The organism is Flavobacterium sp. GW821-FHT11G01 (assembly GCF_058808175.1).
Map to the genome: position 1 here is coordinate 247,596 of NZ_JBXARK010000002.1, position 17,543 is coordinate 265,138.

Genomic DNA, 17,543 nt, shown 5'->3' on the forward strand with positions numbered 1-17,543 from the left:
GCGACCCTTGCGTAAATTCTTAGCGCACTTCGCGGTTAAGGAAAATCAACATAACAAAAAGCATAATTTTAAAAAGAAGTGTAACATAAAGTTAAAAAAATCCACTAATATTATAATCGAAATTAAATCATCAAAAATCTTAAAACTAGTTATGAGAAAAAATTTACTTCTATTAGCGGTAATTGCAGTTGCTTTTCTTGCACAAAATGGCTTTGCACAAGAACTTTATATGCCTAGAAACATAAAAGAAGCTTATGCAAAAGGCACTCGCTCTATGGACGGAAAGCCTGGAAAAAATTATTGGCAAAATCATGGTAAATACACCATGGAAATTGCAGTAGATCCTAAAACTAAAATTGTTACCGGAACAGAATCTATCGTTTATGAAAATAATAGTAACGATACACTTAGAAATCTTAAAATTAGATTTGTCAATAATCTTCACAAACCTTCTTCTCCACGAGGAGGAAGTGTAAGTGACGATTTTTTGAGTAACGGATTGACAATTACATCTCTAAAAATTGAAGGAGAAGTTTACAAAGAAGATGCGAGAAGTTGGGGAACTGTTGGTAGTGTTAAAATGAAAAAAGAACTTTTACCTCATTCAAAAATCACAATTGATATCGCTTGGAATTATCCATTGTCTAAAGAGAGTGGAAGAGAAGGGCAAATAGACGAAACTACTTTTTTTGTTGCCTATAGTTATCCAAGGGTTTCTGTTTTTGATGACTATAACAAATGGGATATGCTTTCTCATACAGACCGTCAGGAATTTTATAATGACTTTAATGATTATACTTATTCGGTAAAAGCGCCGAAAAATTATGTTGTTTATGCAACCGGAGATTTATTAAACCCGGATGAAGTTCTGCAACCTGAATTTTCAGCTCGTTTGAAAAAATCTTACATTGCTGATGAAGTTATGCATATCGCCAATGAACAGGAAATGAAAAGCGGTGTTGTAACGAAACAAAACGATTGGAACACCTGGAAATTTGAAGCAAAACATATTTCTGACGTTTGTTTTGGATTAAGTGATCATTATCTATGGGATGCAAGCAGTGTTGTAGTCGACAAAAAAGCGAATCGTCGTGCAAGTGTTCAGGCAGCCTATGATGTAAAAGGAACTGATTTTGTAGCTTCAGTTAAAAATAATCAATATGCTTTGGATTATTTTTCAACGAACTGGCCGGGAATTCCTTATCCGTTTTCTAAAATGACAGCTTTCCAGGGATTTGCTGATATGGAATATCCAATGATGTGTAACGATTCTCAAATGGGCGATCCTGTTTTTGCTCAATTGGTTCAGGATCATGAAGTAGCACATACTTATTTTCCTTTTTATATGGGAATCAATGAAACACGTTATGCTTTTATGGATGAAGGTTGGGCGACTACTTTTGAATATTTAATTGGAATTGCAGAACACGGTAAAGAAGCGGCAGATAAATTTTATAAAAGTTTCAGAGTTCAGCAATATATCAAGGATTCGTCTACTGAAGAAGATCAGCCTATTATATCTATGTCATCTCAGCTTTCAGGAGCGGGTTACGGAAATAATTCATACGGAAAAGCTTCCCTATCGTATATTGCGTTAAAAGACATGCTGGGAGATGATTTGTTCAAAAAGTCATTACATGCTTACATGGAAAATTGGAATGGAAAACATCCAATTCCTTGGGATTATTTCAATTCTATAAATACAGCTTCAGGAAAAAATCTGAATTGGTTTTTTAATAACTGGTTTTTTACCAATAATTATATTGATCTTTCAGTTAAAAGTGTGTCAAAAAACACCATTTCTATAGAAAATACAGGAGGATTTGCTATTCCGTTTGATGTAAATATTGTTTACTCAGACGACTCAAAGGAAACCGTTCATCAAACACCATCAATTTGGGAAAGCAATCAAAAAGCGGCAACAATCACTTTGAAAAGCAAAAAGCAAATTAAACAGGTTTCACTTGACGGTGGTATTTTTATGGATGCCACGCCAGCAAATAATAATTTTATAATAAAATAACTAAATTCTAAGCCGCCTTTCTCACTGAGAAAGGCGCTTTTTTATAAAGTAACTTTGTTTTTTAAATTAGAACTTAATAAAATTTAAAATGTCAGGAGAAAAAGATTTGCAGATACTTCTAAAAAGTATGAAACCAGAACATAATTCTGGAGATTATGTTTTTTGTAAAGTTGAAAAATTAGGAAGTCTTAATTTGGATGAAGTTGAGATGCTCTTTAAAGAAAAGGAAGCAATAACCTTAATCCTTAAAAAAGAAATTGCAGAAAAACTGAATTTAGAATACCCGATGGTAATGTCATGGATAACACTTACGGTTCATTCTTCTCTGGAGGCTGTTGGATTAACCGCGGCTTTTTCAAAAGCACTTTCAGATAACGGGATTAGCTGCAATGTTGTGGCGGCATTTTACCACGATCATATTTTTGTCGGTAAAAAAGATACGGAAAAAGCAATGGAAATTTTGAAAGCATTAAATGTAAATTAACATGCCGCCATTTGACAAATCTTTTAATTCTATTAATTTATTTAGGAGAGATAATGTAATTTTTTAAGAAGGATTGTGAATAATTCATTAAAACAATCAGCTATAAGCTGATTTTTCTTATTTTAATATGTTAAAAATCAAGTATTCGCAATATAAATGAGGAAAGACGTAAAATAGTTGGATGCCAACTATGTATTTTTGCAAAAAACAAAATAACCACAAATGAAAAAGTCCCTAATTTTTCTTGTCCTACTATTCACATGTACAATTATTGCTCAAAATGATCCGAAAGTTGCATTTCAGAAAACGAGGTACGAATTGGCAGTTTCTTGTTATAAGAAAGCTGATTTTGTAAAAGCATTAGATTTGTTTTCTATTGCTTCTAAGATTAAACCTGAAAATGAGTTAGGAAAAGAATCAATCAAAAAGGTAGATAGCCTAAAAACCATGTTAAGAAAAAGTATCATGGAAAAAGTTGTCGGGACCTGGAAAATGAATGGAGATAAACCGCTTTGGGCTGTAAATGATGCTGATAACGCGAATTCTAAAAAGATAGAAGAATTGGTAGAAATTAATCAGAAACAGATTTTGTTTTATGAATTGGATATTAAAACGAAAGCGAAAAAGCTTATAAAGTCTGAAGATTTAGCTTATTACAACAAAGAGCAATCTGATGCTTTATTTTCGGCTATTATTCTATCTGATGGAACGATTTGGAATTGTTCATTAAACGAAGATTCAGATATATTACATGTAATCAATATCGCCAAACATACTGAAAACGGCGTTGAAAAAATAAAAGCAGATAATTTGGAAAGATTTTATAGCAAAGTAAAATAAAAAAAGGGAATCAAATGATTCCCTTTTTTATGCTCTATTAGTTTTTTACAAGAATTTAAATCCTACCGAAAAATTAGAAATTCCGGTTTTGATACTTCGTCCGGAAGGATCGAGATCTGTTACTCCTGCCAGATAGCGATAATCGACTGTAAATTTCCATAAATCGACTCCCACACCTCCAAGAAAACTGCTGTTATTTTTCTCAAATGCAATATAATTAAGGCTATTGCTCGCTTTTATATCTGAATAATTTTTCCAATTATAACCTACAAAAAGGCGGATGTTTCCCAGTTTTCCTAATGGCACAATTTTAAAACCTGCAATCAGGGTAGCATCTGTTCCTCCTAATGTATATTCGGTTTCTCCAATTCCGGTCTGTGAAACGCTAAATTTTGAAGAGGCGTAACCAAATTCTCCCTGACCGTAAAAAAGTAATAAATTCACTCTTACAAAACCAGCAAAACCAACATCGGTGCCAGAGCTTTTGGAGCTGAAATCATCTGTAACGACCGAAGTTATATTATAAGAAAATTGAGGTCCAAATTGTATCAATTGCGCAAAGCCATTTACACTAATACATAATAATGCTGCTAAAATGAATTTTTTCATAACTGGATTTATTTGTATTTACATACTATAAAAATAATTATTATTAATCAGAATAGTATCATAATTTTGAAATTTATTTTTTGTATTTATTTGAATATGAGTTGACTGCGATGTTTTTAATTTGCTAAATAAACTACTGTCGAATTCCCTTAAATTTGTTTTGAACAAAAAATGACTATAACCGAATGAAAATTGCAGCAATCAAAGCGTCAGAAACCTGGGAAATTAGACATACAGTCATGTGGCCGGATCAGCCTTTTGAATTTGTGCAATTGGAAGAAGATAATTCGGGACTACATTTTGGTGTGTTTGATCAGGAAAAATTAGTTTCAATTGTTTCTTGTTTTATTGTTGAAGATGAAATGCAGTTTCGGAAATTAGCAACACTAGAAGAATATCAGGGAAAAGGAATCGCCTCATTGTTATTAAATCATATATTGAAGCTTGCAAGAGATAAAGGTTTACAAAAAGTATGGTGCAATGCGAGAAGTAATAAAAAGTCATTTTATAAGAAATTTGGAATGACCGATGCCGGAAAAATTTTTGTTAAGTCAGGTCAGGAATTTACAATAATGGAAATTTTGCTTTCGTAGCTAAATTGTTTTTACAGAATAAAATATTAGAAGTCAAATATTTGCGATTTTGATTTTATTTAGCAAAAAGCCCTTTTTTATTAGTACGATTTTGTTTACGAATTACTTTATTTATGATATTTTGCTATAAATCATTAAGCTTTTATTATAATTTCTGAGTAAAAAAACAATGAAAACGTTTTCGTGTTTTTTTAATGTTAAAGCTTATGAAATTTTCTTTTTTTGTATAAATACTTTGCTTACTTTCGCAGCCAAATGAGAAAGTTAATAGTATTTTTAGTGTTTATGAATTTCCTTCTGTTAGGCGGAGGGCAATATCTTAATGCTGAAACGCACCAAAGTTCTCATCACTATCTGGAGAAAAGACACCGTGTAAAATTTACCACTCAGGATCAGGGCAGCTCAATTATTGAAGACGCCGATGTAGATCTTGACGAAGAATGTCTTGGTAATGATCTTAAAGATGGTTTAAGTAATAAGTTTTTTGCAACAACTTACAGCTTATTAGATAGCTGGTATCTGACAATCTCACGTCAGATCGTTGTGAATTCGTTTAATCGTTTTGAAATTTTCGGCTCATCTTGTGGCCAATCAAATCCTATTTATATTACTCAACGAGTATTAAGAATTTGATATACAATATACATCAGTCACCTTTGTTGTGATCGTGCATATCTTTTGATGTATATTTTTCTACTTCTTCTTATATGAAATTTAAGATCTGACTTAGGCTTTCTGATGCATTTTTTCATCTAAAGGAATCACTGCATTCCAAGCATTCAATAGCTTAAATTTCCATTAAAATCATGAAAAGAATTATCGTGTTAACGGGCATGCTTGCCTTGTTGTGCCTAACCAGTTGTACATCAAAAAAAGAAGAAAAAGAAGAAGTTGAAAAATTTACAGTAACGAGCCCTGTAAAAATTGACACTTCATTTACCAAAGAGTATGTTTCGCAGATTAAATCTGTTCGAAATATCGAAATCCGCGCCCAGGAAAAAGGGTTTTTACAAAACATTTATGTTGACGAAGGCCAGTTTGTAAAAAAAGGTCAGTTGTTGTTCAGAATTATGCCAAACATGTATGAGGCAGAGTTACTTAAAGCTCAGGCTGAACAAAAATCGTCAGAAATTGAATTGCAAAATGCTAAATTATTAGCAGACAAAAATATCGTTTCTAAAAACGAACAAGCTGTAGCGCAATCAAAACTACAATCGGCAAAAGCTGAGGTTGCATTGGCAAGACTTCATTTATCATTTACAGAAATCAGAGCTCCGTTTGACGGAACAATTGACCGTATTCCATTAAAATTAGGAAGTCTTATTGATGAAGGTGAATTGCTGACAAGCCTTTCAGACAATAGTCAAATGTTTGCTTATTTCAACGTATCTGAACCAGAATATCTTCAATATCAAACGAATGTAAAAGATCGTGCAGAAAATAAAGTGAATTTGCTTTTAGCTAATGGAGAATCTTTCAAATACAAAGGAAACGTTGAAGTTATCGAAAGTGAATTTAATAATGAAACTGGAAATATTGCTTTCAGAGCCAGATTCGCCAATTCAGAAAAATTACTTAGAAACGGAGAAACCGGAAAAATTCAAATGCTGGTTCCTCTTAAAAATGCTATTGTGATTCCACAAAAAGCTACTTACGAAATTCAGGATAAAAAATATGTTTTTGTTGTAGATAAAAGCAATAAAGTAAGTTCAAGAGAAATCACTATTACAGGTGAAGTACCTGATTTATATGTGGTGAAAAGCGGACTTGCTGAAAATGATAAAATTTTACTTGAAGGAGTTCAGAAAGTAAAAGAGAACGACAAAATACAATATGAATTCCAATCTCCTCAAACGGTAATTAATCATTTACGCGTAAAAGCAGAATAGGTTTAATCATTAAAAAAATATAAAAATGTTTAATAAATTTATTCAAAGACCTGTATTGTCGATAGTAATATCGCTTATAATTGTCTTTTTAGGAGTATTGTCGGTGATGAATTTACCTATCACCCAGTTTCCTTCCATCTCTCCACCGATGGTAAACGTTACGGCAGATTACCCTGGATCGAATGGTGAGTTGATGATCAAATCGGTTGTTATTCCGTTAGAAAGAGCCTTGAATGGAGTTCCCGGAATGAAATATATGACTTCTGATGCCGGAAATGATGGTGAAGCAAGTATTCAGGTTGTATTTAATTTAGGAACAGATCCTAACCAGGCTGCTATTAACGTACAGAACCGTGTGGCTTCGGTTACTAATAAACTTCCTCCATTAGTAGTAAGAGAGGGTGTGAAAATTACGCGTGAAGTACCAAGTATGTTGATGTATGTGAATCTTTACAGTACGGATAAAAATACCGACATGAAGTTCCTTTATAACTATGCAGATATCAACGTATTATCAGAATTAAAAAGGGTAAATGGTGTTGGATCCGGAGATATCTTAGGAACACGTGAATATGCTATGCGTATTTGGTTAAAACCTGATCGTATGCTGGCGTACAAAATTTCTGCTGATGAAGTAATGGAAGCATTATCAAGTCAGAGTTTGGAAGCATCTCCAGGTAAAACAGGTGAAAGTTCTGGTAAACGTTCTCAGGCATTTGAATATGTATTGAAATATTCAGGACGTTTTACAACAAAAGAACAATATGAGAACATCGTAGTAAAATCAAATAGTAACGGAGAACTTTTACGTTTGAAAGATATTGCCAAAATTGAATTTGGTAGCTCGATGTATGATATTTATTCTAATTTGAATGGAAGACCATCTGCGGCTATTGTATTGAAACAATCTTTTGGTAGTAATGCGAATCAGGTTATTGAAGACGTAAAAGCAAAACTGGAAAAAATCAAACAAAAATTCCCAAAAGGAATGGATTATGAAATCTCATATGACGTTTCTAAATTCTTAGATGCTTCTATTGAGAAAGTAATTCACACTTTGATCGAAGCTTTTATTTTGGTTGGTTTGGTTGTGTTTCTTTTCTTAGGAGACTGGCGTTCGACGGTTATTCCGGCAATTGCTGTACCCGTTTCATTGGTAGGAACTTTTGTGTTCATGACTTTCTTCGATATTTCATTGAACTTAATTACGTTGTTTGCTTTGGTTTTAGCGATTGGAGTCGTCGTCGATGACGCGATTGTGGTTATTGAGGCCGTTCACGCGAAAATGGAGGAAGAGCATCTTTCGCCACTTAAAGCAACTAAAAAAGCAATGCACGAGATTGCAGGAGCTATTGTGGCTATTACATTCTTAATGGCAGCGGTATTTATTCCGGTTGCGTTTATGTCTGGTCCGGTTGGGGTATTTTACAGACAGTTCTCGATTACGATGGCAACAGCGATTATCCTTTCAGGTATTGTGGCTTTGACATTAACGCCGGCACTTTGTGCGATGATGTTGAAAAACAATCACGGTACACCTAAAAAGAAAACACCTGTAAACCGATTTATAGATGGTTTTAATAACAAGTTTAATCTTGCTCAGGGGAAATACCAAAATGTATTGGCTAAGATCGTTAACAGAAGAGCCGTTACGATTATCGCGCTTCTTGGATTTTGTGCCGGAACATGGTTGATTAGTAGCACTGTTCCTTCAGGGTTTATCCCAAATGAGGATCAGGGAATGTTTTATGCCATTATTCAGACACCTCCGGGTTCATCATTAGAAAGAACGAATAATATTGCTGAGAAATTGCAAAAAATAGCCGAAACGGTAGAAGGAGTAAAATCTGTTTCTTCATTGGCAGGTTATGAAATTTTGACCGAAGGTACCGGATCTAACGCCGGAACTTGTTTGATCAACTTAAAAGACTGGAACGATCGTAAACAATCTGTTCAGGAAATTATGATCGAATTGGAAGAAAAATCAAAAGATATACCGGGTGCTAATATTGAATTCTTCCAGCCGCCAGCTGTACCAGGATATGGAGCAGCAGGAGGATTTGAACTTCGTTTGCTGGACAAAACAGGTGCAGGTGATTTCAAAAAAGTAGAAGAAGTTAATAAAGAGTTTGTTGAAGAATTGAACAAACGTCCAGAGTTATCTAACGTATTTAGTTTCTTTAGTGCGAGTTTCCCTCAGTATATGATGAAAGTCGACAATGATTTGGCACAACAAAAAGGAGTTTCTATCGAAAATGCGATGAACACTTTGTCAACTCTTGTGGGAAGTAACTACGAAATCAGTTTTATTAAATACGGAATTAACTATAAAGTAATCGTTCAGGCTGCACCGGAATATCGTGCGCAACCAGATGACATTTTAAAACTTTATGTAAAAAATGATCGTGATGAAATGGTTCCTTTTTCAGCCTTTATGAAATTAGAAAAAGTATACGGTCTTTCAGAAATTACAAGACATAATATGTATACCTCAACTGAGATTAGTGGTGGTCCGGCTCCGGGATATAGTTCTGGAACAGCTATTAAAGTAATCCAGGAAGTTGCGGCTAAAAAATTACCTAGAGGATTTGATATTGACTGGGCAGGTATTTCTGCTGATGAGGTAGCACAAGGAAATCAGGCAATTTGGGTATTCCTGATATGTTTAGGATTTGTTTACCTGGTTTTGGCTGCTCAATACGAAAGTTTTATTCTGCCATTATCTGTAATTCTTTCTTTACCAGCGGGTATTTTTGGAGCTTTCCTTTTATTGAAAGTGACGGGATTAGAAAACAACATTTATGCGCAGGTTGCGATGGTAATGCTTATTGGTTTATTGGGTAAAAATGCCGTGTTGATTGTAGAGTTTGCGATACAGCGACATGCAGCCGGCAAAACGGTTCTTGAAGCTGCAATGGAAGGAGCTAAAGCGAGGTTCCGTCCTATTTTGATGACTTCATTTGCATTTATTGCGGGATTATTGCCGCTTGCTTTTGCTTCTGGTCCGGGTAAAATTGGTAATAGAACCATTGGTACAGCAGCTGCCGGAGGTATGCTTATCGGAACTATTTGTGGGGTATTTGTAATTCCTGGATTGTATTACATTTTCGGAAGAATTGCAGAGAAACACAAACTGGTTAAAAATGAAGAAGAAAATCCATTAACTGAAGAAATTGATAACAATCATGTCTAAATTCAAATTATATCAATATGGTGTTGCGGTAGGTTTATGCCTTGCTGTTGCAAGCTGTAAAGCTCCTGCAGCAGAGACGGCAACAACCAGCACACCAGTTCCTGAAGCATTTGGTAGTACAAAAGCTCAGGATACAACGAATACGTCTACTGTAAAATGGAATGAGTTCTTTAAAGATCAAAACCTTGTTGATTTGATTGATGTGGCCCTGAAAAACAATCAGGAGTTAAACATGACGCTACAGGAAATCGAAATAGCAAAAAATGATATTAGGGTTCGCAAAGGCCTTTTATTACCAACTGTCGGAGTACGCGCCGGAGCCGGAGTAGAGAAAGTAGGAAGGTACACCAGCCAAGGGGCTGGTGATGCCACTACAGAGATAAAACCAGGTATAGAAACGCCAGATCCGCTTGGGGATTTTACTATTGCAGCTTATGCAAACTGGGAAGTAGATATCTGGAAAAAACTGCGTAATTTTAAAAAAGCAGCTGTAAACAGATATTTGGCTACTGTGGAAGGTAAGAACTTTGTAGTGACTAATCTTATTGCTGAAATAGCCGATTCTTATTATGAATTATTGGCTTTAGACAGTCAGCTTGATATTGTTAAACAAACCATTACTTTGCAATCAAATGCTTTGGAAATTGTAAAAATTCAAAAGCAGGCGGCTAGAGCAACAGAACTTGGTGTTAAGAAATTTGAGGCTGAGGTTTTAACTTCAAAAAGTCTGGAGTTTGATATTTTACAGCAAATCAAAGAAAATGAGAACAAAATTAATTTCTTGCTAGGACGTTATCCGCAGGAAATTAAAAGAACAAACAACAACTTTTTAACATTGTTGCCAGCTTCAGTTAGTGCCGGTATGCCATCGCAATTGTTGATGAACCGCCCTGATGTCAAACAAGCAGAATTAGAATTGGTTGCTGCCAAATTAGATGTAAAAGTAGCTCGTGCCGAATTCTATCCGTCACTTGATATTTCTGCTGCTTTTGGGGTTCAGGCTTTCAAACCTTCTTACTTGTTCACTTTCCCGGAATCAATTTTGTATTCTTTGGCAGGTGATTTGGCCGCGCCTTTGATTAACAGAAATGCAATTAAAGCAGAGTTTTCAAGTGCTAATGCAAGACAGCTTCAGGCTTTATATAATTATGATAAAACTATTTTAAACGCTTATTTAGAAGTATCTAATCAGCTTTCTAAAATCGATAACCTGCAAAAGAGTTATGATCTAAAATCACAACAAGTTGATGCATTAAACACTTCGATTGATGTCTCTAATGATTTATTTAAATCGGCCAGAGTTGATTATTTTGAAGTTTTAATGACGCAACGTGACGCATTAGAATCGAAATTAGAACTGATCGATACTAAAAAAGAACAACTCAATGCCGCAGTTCATGTTTACAGAGACTTAGGCGGGGGTTGGAAGTAGAATGCCTATTTTAATTAGTTATTAGTAGGAGGCCTCTCAGAAGTAAAATTCTGGGAGGTTTTTTTTTGGGAAAGTTATGAGTTGTAAAATTGTGAGATGTAAAAATGTAAAATTTTGGATTTCAGATTTGGTTTTTCCTTATTTCGGCATAGCTATTTTTGCTTTAAATCCATTGCCGGGTTCTGTATCAAAATCAAAAGTTCCTTTAACTGCCTGAATACGGTTTTCCATGTTTTGAAGACCATTTTTTAAAACCTTACTTTTATCGAAACCTTTACCATTATCAATATAATTTATTAAGATTGATTTTGGATCACTTTCAAATTTTACAATAACAAGATTTGCCTCGCTATGTTTCTTCATATTGACCATTAATTCCTGTAAAATTCGACTAATGATGATCTTTTTTGTATCATCAATAATTTCCCAGTTTATATCTTCTAAATTAGTAATTAGGATATTTCTTTCAGTAGTATTGTAAGTCGAAAGCATTTCTTTTATGCTGTGAATAAAATCAATACCAGTATCAATTGTATTGTTTTCTCTTGAAATTCCTCTCACACGTCCGTAAATATCATCTAATTTCTGAAGTAGATTCTCTTTGGTGCTTTCCGTAGATAGAGGCTGAGATTCAGCAAAAGCAATTACATGAAAAACATCGTTAGCCAATTCATCGTGGATTTTTTTAGCAATTCGGGTTTCGGTATTATAGGAAGTTTTAAATTCTATTGCTTTGTTTTTATTTTTATAATAACGAATTAAAATTGCTATTAAAATGACTAAAAAAACAAAAACAATTGCAAAAACAATTCGTAGATATTTGTCTTTTTGAAGAGATAACAGGTTTTCTGCTTTTTCTAAGCGAAGTTTTACGTTTTCATCTTTTTCTATTTTAGCATCGTATTTCATCTTCGCAAACTTATTTTTAAAGTTATTTCTAACTTTAATAATGCTGTCGTTTAGTGTAAAATACTGTTGTACATATTTGTTGTGATGCATGCTGTGATTATTTGAGATTAAAATTTGCAGCGCTTCTAATCTTTCATCAACACTATTTAGTTTTGTGGCAATATTGTATGCCGCAAAAGCATTTTCATCTGATTTTTGAAGGTCCTTTTTAGCATAATAATCAGCAAGGTGAAGATAACTTTCAATACTTCCATAAGTGTCCTTGATTTCGCTTCTTCTAAGAAAGGCTTCATTCATTAAAGAGAATCCTTTTTCATCGATTCCCTTTTTAAAATAGGCATAACCTAAATTGTCTTGTATTCTTGCTTTAGCATACGCTCTGGCTTTATCTTCAAGAAGTTTCTTTCTTAAAATTGATTCCAGAAGTATAATGGCTTTATCGTATTTTTTTTGCTGGATATAAACTGGTCCAATATTACTTAAGGGAATTTGTTTTTCTACAGGATCTGTCAATTGATTTGCTGATTCCTTATAATAAAGAATGGCGTCGTTGTAAAGAGAAAGTTCCTTGTCAGCAATGCCTAATCTATTATTTATAATACCTAAATATTCTCTGTCTTTTTTTACATAAAGTAATGCTTCGGTCACTGTTTCCTTACTGCCATAATAGTCACCATTGACTTGTTGTATTTTTGACATTTGAACAAGTATATAGCCAATATTGGCACTGTCTTTTAAAGTTTCATATAGTTGTTTCGATTTATTAAACTCGTAAAAAGCAATATTAAAGTTTTGTTTATCATTATTTTCAATTCCTTTATTTCGCAAGCTAAGTGCTTCTTTTTTTAAAGATTCTGTATTTGGATTTATGATCTTTTTTTCTTTGCAGGAAAAAAGAAAAAGAAAAAGAATAGAATAAAAAAACGGGGACCGTAACATATAGATTTACTTTCCCCGAAAATAGTAATTAATTAGATACTAAAATATAAATTATTCATCAGTTGGTGGAGGTGGAGGTGGTCCCTTAGGGTCACCATCACCAGGCCCATCAGCCTGAGTTGATTTTGAGTGATCAATAATCTTTTCTGTTTTCTTTTTTGGCTGAGTTTCGTATTCGTCAGCAGTACAAGAAAATATAGTAAACAATAAAGCGAAAGCGCTTAAAAGTATTAGTTTTTTCATTTTAATTTAATTTAGAAATTAGACATGAGTATGGCCGTCCGGAGTATATCCGGAACTTGTTAATGGCAATACCAAATTGATTTTTGGGAAGTAAACTGTGTAGAACTGTAAGACGTTATTTATACTTCCCGAACAAACTCGGTCTTACGGTTTTTACACTGTTTATTTGAACTAGTTTTATATTTTGTTAAATCTGCAGATAAAACGTGAACTAATTTCTATGGCAAAGTAAAGGCGCTTTTAGGCCTTTGTTTATAGGGGATTCCCAGAATTCCTGCGTTTTCCTGAGATTCCTAAGAATTCCTTAAAACAAAATAGAATGCACAATAAATTTAGGTTTGTTAGAACATTTTACTTGAATGTAAAACCAATCTGACCTTATTATAATAGAGGCAAAAAATCCTAGAAAGGTTGTCTTGAACTATTAAAAAAAAAATAAAATTGCTGTCCATAGTTTATTTATGGCAATGCCAAATTGATTTTTGGGGAAGTATAGCGTGTAGAACCGTAAGACTTTATTTATACTTCCCGAATAAACTCGGTCTTACGGTTTTCCTCACTGTTAATTTGAACTAGTTTTATATATTTGTTTTAATCTGGAGATAAAACGGGAACTAATTCTTTATCAAAGTAAAGGCACTTTCAAGCCTTTGTAGATAAGGAATTCACGGAAATTCCACGTTTTTCTGAGATCCCAAGAAATCCTAAAAAATACCATGCATCATACATTAGAAGAATATAAAAAAGCGATTAAAATTAAATATGAGATAGAAAAAGAAGGAGAGTACTTTGATTATTTGTACAATCCTTCTCGCGGTAAACTCCGCGATTTGTGTTGGCTTATTTTCGAGAATAACCCAACGCAGGACGATTTAAATGTTTTTAAGAATTTATTGTGTTTGGATTTTGATCATACTAAAAAGAATAAGTTTAAGGAACAAAAAGATAAGTTCAGGCCTATTGAAACCTTTTTTAAAGGCGAAACAGATCCATCAAATATTGATGCAATAAATCTTGCCGCAATTATGGTTGATTTTCAACCGCGACCTTTTAAAAAGTTTAACGAAAAGTGTAGAATTGAAGAAGCAAAACAGATTGAAGGTGCCGAAAAAATTGACACAGTTGTTGAAATAGAGAAAGAGGTCATAGTAATAGAGGGTTTTGTGAAAAATGAAAATGAAGAGTTAAAAGAACATCCTAAAAAAGGAAATCTTTTTTTTAATTTTAAGGATATATTTTCTAAAAAAATGGCTCAGAAGATGTATCCAAGAAAAATAATTACGATAGCAATTGGAGCGGTCGCTCTGGTGTCTTCTGCATGTTTATACTTTGTGCAGAGAAAAGATTAGATTGAATACTTTCTAAATGAAAGTCGGAAGCATTTTGAAAAATAAAATGCAGGAAGAGGTAAAATGAATGTTTTTTTAAGGAGTAATTTAGGGCTGTGAAAAGTTTGTTTTTTGGCATATATTGACTGTTATTTATACTATAAAGATAAGTAAAATAAATCGATAAACCTAATAAAATCAATGAAATAACGGATTTTTTTCTTAAAAAAAAAGGACTTTTCCCTATAATTTATTCGTTCAGGATTACTACTTTTAAAAACAATAAAAATTGCTTTTTTAGGATAATTTTGATTGTAATAAAATTATTTATATTTATAAAACATTGCAATAGATTTTGATTTCTACTAACGATCAGTTTAAAAATACCTTTTATGAAAAAGCTTGTAATACTATTAATTGTTTTATGCACTTTCGGTTGTAAAAAATACGTTGTCTCATTTGAGCAACCAACAAATATGAAACTTGATAACTTAAAACTGGAAGTACTTTTGGATAAAGAGAAAGTTAAAGATATCACCTTGAAAGCGGCTGACGCAATGCCTACTTATGAAACAGTAGCATTGTCAATATCAGATGAAGGAAAACATCAGCTTCAGATTAAAGTAAAAGATACCACCTTTAGTTATGAAATAAAATATCCCGAAGAAAGATATATTCTTTTGACAGCCCACTTAAAAGAGAATGGCAAGGTTCATATTGGAATTTTAAAACAACAATATAAATTTAGATTTCATTGATAGAAAATAGGTTCTGTATTTAGGAACTTTTGATAGATTCAAGTAATGTTTAATGTAGTTCCAAAGTCGCTATAGTCTCATAATGTTGAAACCTTCCTAAAAAACAAAAAATGAACAGGAACTTGCAAATTTTCCCGATATTGATTTCTGAAAGGTTGACGCTTCGTAAACTTTCAAAAAATGATTCTGAAGAAATATTACAATTACGCTCGAATACAGAAATAAATAAATTCCTTGACAGAAAACCAAGTAAAACATTAGAAGATGCCTTAAACTTCATTAACAATGTAATTGAAAATGAAAGTGAAGAACTTTTTTATTGGGCAATTACAAAAACTGGTAAAGACAAATTAATGGGTACGATTTGTCTATTTGATTTCTTAGGTGATCTAAACAAATGTGAAATTGGATATGAGCTTCTAACCGAATACCAAGGTCAGGGAATTATGATAGAAGCTGCGAAGAAGGTTATAGAATACGCAAGTAAAACACTTGAAATAAAAACGATAGATGCGTTAACACATAAAGACAATCAAACCTCAACCAAACTTCTTCAAAAATTAAATTTTAAAAAATTGAATATAGTTGAAGATAATCCAAATCTTGTTTTATTTAGATTGACAACATAAAGATATTACAGCTCTCAAAAAACTCCTTATAAATTAAGATCATTATTTATTTCTACATCCTCAGATTCTTTAGTGTAGTTCAATTCTTCTTCAATCTTTTTGCGGTCTTTTTTATTTTGTTTGATTAGAAAATAAACTAATAAAGCAACTCCAATTACTATTCCTGAAAGTATAAGCCAATTGATTTCCATAAGATTGCTATTTATTTATCAGAATTTTTATTTAAGATAAGAAATCTTTAAACCAAAATCCGGATTGTTTGATGGTTCTTTTTTGAGTTTCAAAATCAACATGAATTAATCCGAATCGGGCGTTGTAACCTTCAGCCCATTCAAAGTTATCGGTAAGGCTCCAGACAAAATAACCATCGACATTGAGGCCTTCTTCTTTAGCCTTCAGAATTTGTTCAAGATGATCCTGAATAAAGTGTGTTCGTTTGATATCGTAAACTTTTCCATTGGTAACGATGTCAGGAAAAGCGGCTCCGTTCTCCGTAATTATAATTTTTCGGATGCCTTCGTATCCATTAAATCTTTTCAGAATATGATAAAGAGCGGGAGGATAGACTTCCCAACCCATATCGGTTGCAATTACATTTCTTTTTTCGGCACTAATTAATTCGGCACCAATATAAGGAGTCAATAAAGAAGCTTTTACAACTTCACGCGTGTAACATTGAAGTCCGATAAAATCAAAATCAAAGACGAGATTGTTTAAATCATCTTCTTTAATATAATTATTGAGTTTTTTGAGAACAGGCAAATCTTCCTGCGGATATCCTAATCCTAAAAGCGGTTCTATAAAAGTACGGTTCAGCAAAGTATCAACACGTTTTGCGGCTTCGATATCTTTTTGATTTTGAGAAAAAGGTTCAATATGCGTACAGGAAAAAGTAGTTCCAATATTAGCATCTGGAAAATTATTTCGAAGAATCTTTGCTCCGGCAACCGTAGCCAATGTTACATGATGCATGGCTTTTAGATAATTGGTAATTCCTTTTTTTCCGGGAGCGTGAATACCTAAAAAATAACCGGCTCCGGTAAAAACAGAAGGTTCATTAATAACCATCCAGTTTTTGACGCGATCACCAAAATATTTTGCACAAACGGCAACATAATCTGAAAACCAGGAAACCGATTCGCGATTGGTCCATCCGCCTTTGACTTCCAGCGCATGCGGCAAATCCCAATGATAAAGCGTTACCCAGGGTTCAATACCTTGTTCGAGCAATGAATCGATAATTTTATTGTAGTAGTCAATTCCGGCCTGATTTACAGGATGAGTTCCTGTAGGCATAATACGTGGCCAACTAATCGAAAACCTGAAATTCGGAATATTTAATTCGCGGATTAGGTTAATATCGTTTTGGTACGAATTATAAAAATCACAAGCCGTTATGGCATGATGTCCGTTTTTTACTTTCCCCTTTTGAGATGTAAAAACATCCCAGATTGAAGAACCTTTTCCATCGGCATCATGAGCCCCTTCAATTTGGAAAGCGGCGGTAGAAACACCCCACAAGAAATCGTCTCCAAATTGGTTTTTGTGCAAAAATGAGTTCTCAACTTTATTCATTCAATTAACTTTCCTTTTTTAAATATTGATTTATTAATGAAGGAAAGTAGAATGCATAGCTCTTAGAAAAAGCCATTCTCTGAATGAAACCAAAAAATT

Annotated in this window: 16 protein-coding genes; 11 read left to right on the forward strand and 5 right to left on the reverse strand. The window is 33.4% G+C overall.

What is annotated here, in order from left to right:
• The first annotated feature begins 151 nt into the window (after window positions 1-151).
• The 3 genes from AC1RRN_RS04905 (at window position 152) to AC1RRN_RS04915 (ending at window position 3,347) form a co-directional block, all read left to right on the forward strand.
• Window positions 152-2,023, forward strand: coding sequence for a M1 family metallopeptidase (locus AC1RRN_RS04905; RefSeq protein WP_492966229.1), 1,872 nt, complete (start codon window positions 152-154; stop codon window positions 2,021-2,023).
• An 88-nt stretch (window positions 2,024-2,111) separates the two neighbouring features.
• A complete protein-coding gene (locus tag AC1RRN_RS04910) occupies window positions 2,112-2,507 on the forward strand; it encodes an ACT domain-containing protein (protein ID WP_492966230.1) in 396 nt (131 codons plus the stop codon).
• A gap of 222 nt (window positions 2,508-2,729) precedes the next feature.
• On the forward strand, window positions 2,730-3,347 hold the full coding sequence (locus AC1RRN_RS04915) for a hypothetical protein (protein WP_492966231.1): 618 nt from the start codon (window positions 2,730-2,732) through the stop codon (window positions 3,345-3,347).
• A 45-nt stretch (window positions 3,348-3,392) separates the two neighbouring features.
• On the opposite strand, the gene AC1RRN_RS04920 is transcribed toward AC1RRN_RS04915, so the two are convergent.
• Window positions 3,393-3,956: a putative outer membrane beta-barrel protein gene (locus tag AC1RRN_RS04920; RefSeq protein ID WP_492966232.1), complete on the reverse strand. Its 564-nt coding sequence runs from the start codon at window positions 3,954-3,956 to the stop codon at window positions 3,393-3,395.
• Window positions 3,957-4,141: 185 nt separating this feature from the next.
• On the opposite strand from AC1RRN_RS04920, the gene AC1RRN_RS04925 reads away from it, so the two are divergent.
• The 5 genes from AC1RRN_RS04925 (at window position 4,142) to AC1RRN_RS04945 (ending at window position 11,063) form a co-directional block, all read left to right on the forward strand.
• Window positions 4,142-4,549, forward strand: coding sequence for a GNAT family N-acetyltransferase (locus tag AC1RRN_RS04925; RefSeq protein WP_492966233.1), 408 nt, complete (start codon window positions 4,142-4,144; stop codon window positions 4,547-4,549).
• A 255-nt stretch (window positions 4,550-4,804) separates the two neighbouring features.
• Window positions 4,805-5,182: a hypothetical protein gene (locus AC1RRN_RS04930; protein WP_492966234.1), complete on the forward strand. Its 378-nt coding sequence runs from the start codon at window positions 4,805-4,807 to the stop codon at window positions 5,180-5,182.
• A 173-nt stretch (window positions 5,183-5,355) separates the two neighbouring features.
• A complete protein-coding gene (locus tag AC1RRN_RS04935) occupies window positions 5,356-6,438 on the forward strand; it encodes an efflux RND transporter periplasmic adaptor subunit (protein WP_492966235.1) in 1,083 nt (360 codons plus the stop codon).
• 25 nt (window positions 6,439-6,463) lie between these two features.
• Complete coding sequence (locus tag AC1RRN_RS04940; protein ID WP_492966236.1) at window positions 6,464-9,631, forward strand: efflux RND transporter permease subunit; 3,168 nt, start codon at window positions 6,464-6,466, stop codon at window positions 9,629-9,631.
• The gene (locus tag AC1RRN_RS04945; RefSeq protein ID WP_492966237.1) at window positions 9,624-11,063 is read left to right on the forward strand and encodes a TolC family protein; all 1,440 of its coding nucleotides are present in this window, start codon (window positions 9,624-9,626) and stop codon (window positions 11,061-11,063) included. Before AC1RRN_RS04940 ends, AC1RRN_RS04945 begins: the two co-directional genes overlap by 8 nt.
• A gap of 138 nt (window positions 11,064-11,201) precedes the next feature.
• On the opposite strand, the gene AC1RRN_RS04950 is transcribed toward AC1RRN_RS04945, so the two are convergent.
• Window positions 11,202-12,800 (reverse strand): tetratricopeptide repeat-containing sensor histidine kinase, encoded by a 1,599-nt coding sequence (locus AC1RRN_RS04950; protein WP_492966238.1) that lies wholly within the window; start codon window positions 12,798-12,800, stop codon window positions 11,202-11,204.
• Between the two features lie 162 nt (window positions 12,801-12,962).
• On the reverse strand, window positions 12,963-13,154 hold the full coding sequence (locus tag AC1RRN_RS04955) for a hypothetical protein (protein WP_492966239.1): 192 nt from the start codon (window positions 13,152-13,154) through the stop codon (window positions 12,963-12,965).
• Between the two features lie 716 nt (window positions 13,155-13,870).
• On the opposite strand from AC1RRN_RS04955, the gene AC1RRN_RS04960 reads away from it, so the two are divergent.
• The 3 genes from AC1RRN_RS04960 to AC1RRN_RS04970 all read left to right on the forward strand — a co-directional run bounded on the left by AC1RRN_RS04960 (window position 13,871) and on the right by AC1RRN_RS04970 (window position 15,869).
• The gene (locus AC1RRN_RS04960) at window positions 13,871-14,503 is read left to right on the forward strand and encodes a hypothetical protein (protein WP_492966240.1); all 633 of its coding nucleotides are present in this window, start codon (window positions 13,871-13,873) and stop codon (window positions 14,501-14,503) included.
• A gap of 371 nt (window positions 14,504-14,874) precedes the next feature.
• Window positions 14,875-15,240 (forward strand): hypothetical protein, encoded by a 366-nt coding sequence (locus AC1RRN_RS04965; RefSeq protein ID WP_492966241.1) that lies wholly within the window; start codon window positions 14,875-14,877, stop codon window positions 15,238-15,240.
• A 110-nt stretch (window positions 15,241-15,350) separates the two neighbouring features.
• Complete coding sequence (locus tag AC1RRN_RS04970; protein ID WP_492966242.1) at window positions 15,351-15,869, forward strand: GNAT family N-acetyltransferase; 519 nt, start codon at window positions 15,351-15,353, stop codon at window positions 15,867-15,869.
• A 26-nt stretch (window positions 15,870-15,895) separates the two neighbouring features.
• On the opposite strand, the gene AC1RRN_RS04975 is transcribed toward AC1RRN_RS04970, so the two are convergent.
• Both AC1RRN_RS04975 and AC1RRN_RS04980 read right to left on the reverse strand, forming a co-directional pair.
• Window positions 15,896-16,060 (reverse strand): hypothetical protein, encoded by a 165-nt coding sequence (locus AC1RRN_RS04975; RefSeq protein ID WP_492966243.1) that lies wholly within the window; start codon window positions 16,058-16,060, stop codon window positions 15,896-15,898.
• Window positions 16,061-16,091: 31 nt separating this feature from the next.
• The gene (locus AC1RRN_RS04980; RefSeq protein WP_492966244.1) at window positions 16,092-17,444 is read right to left on the reverse strand and encodes a GH1 family beta-glucosidase; all 1,353 of its coding nucleotides are present in this window, start codon (window positions 17,442-17,444) and stop codon (window positions 16,092-16,094) included.
• Window positions 17,445-17,543: the final 99 nt, after the last annotated feature.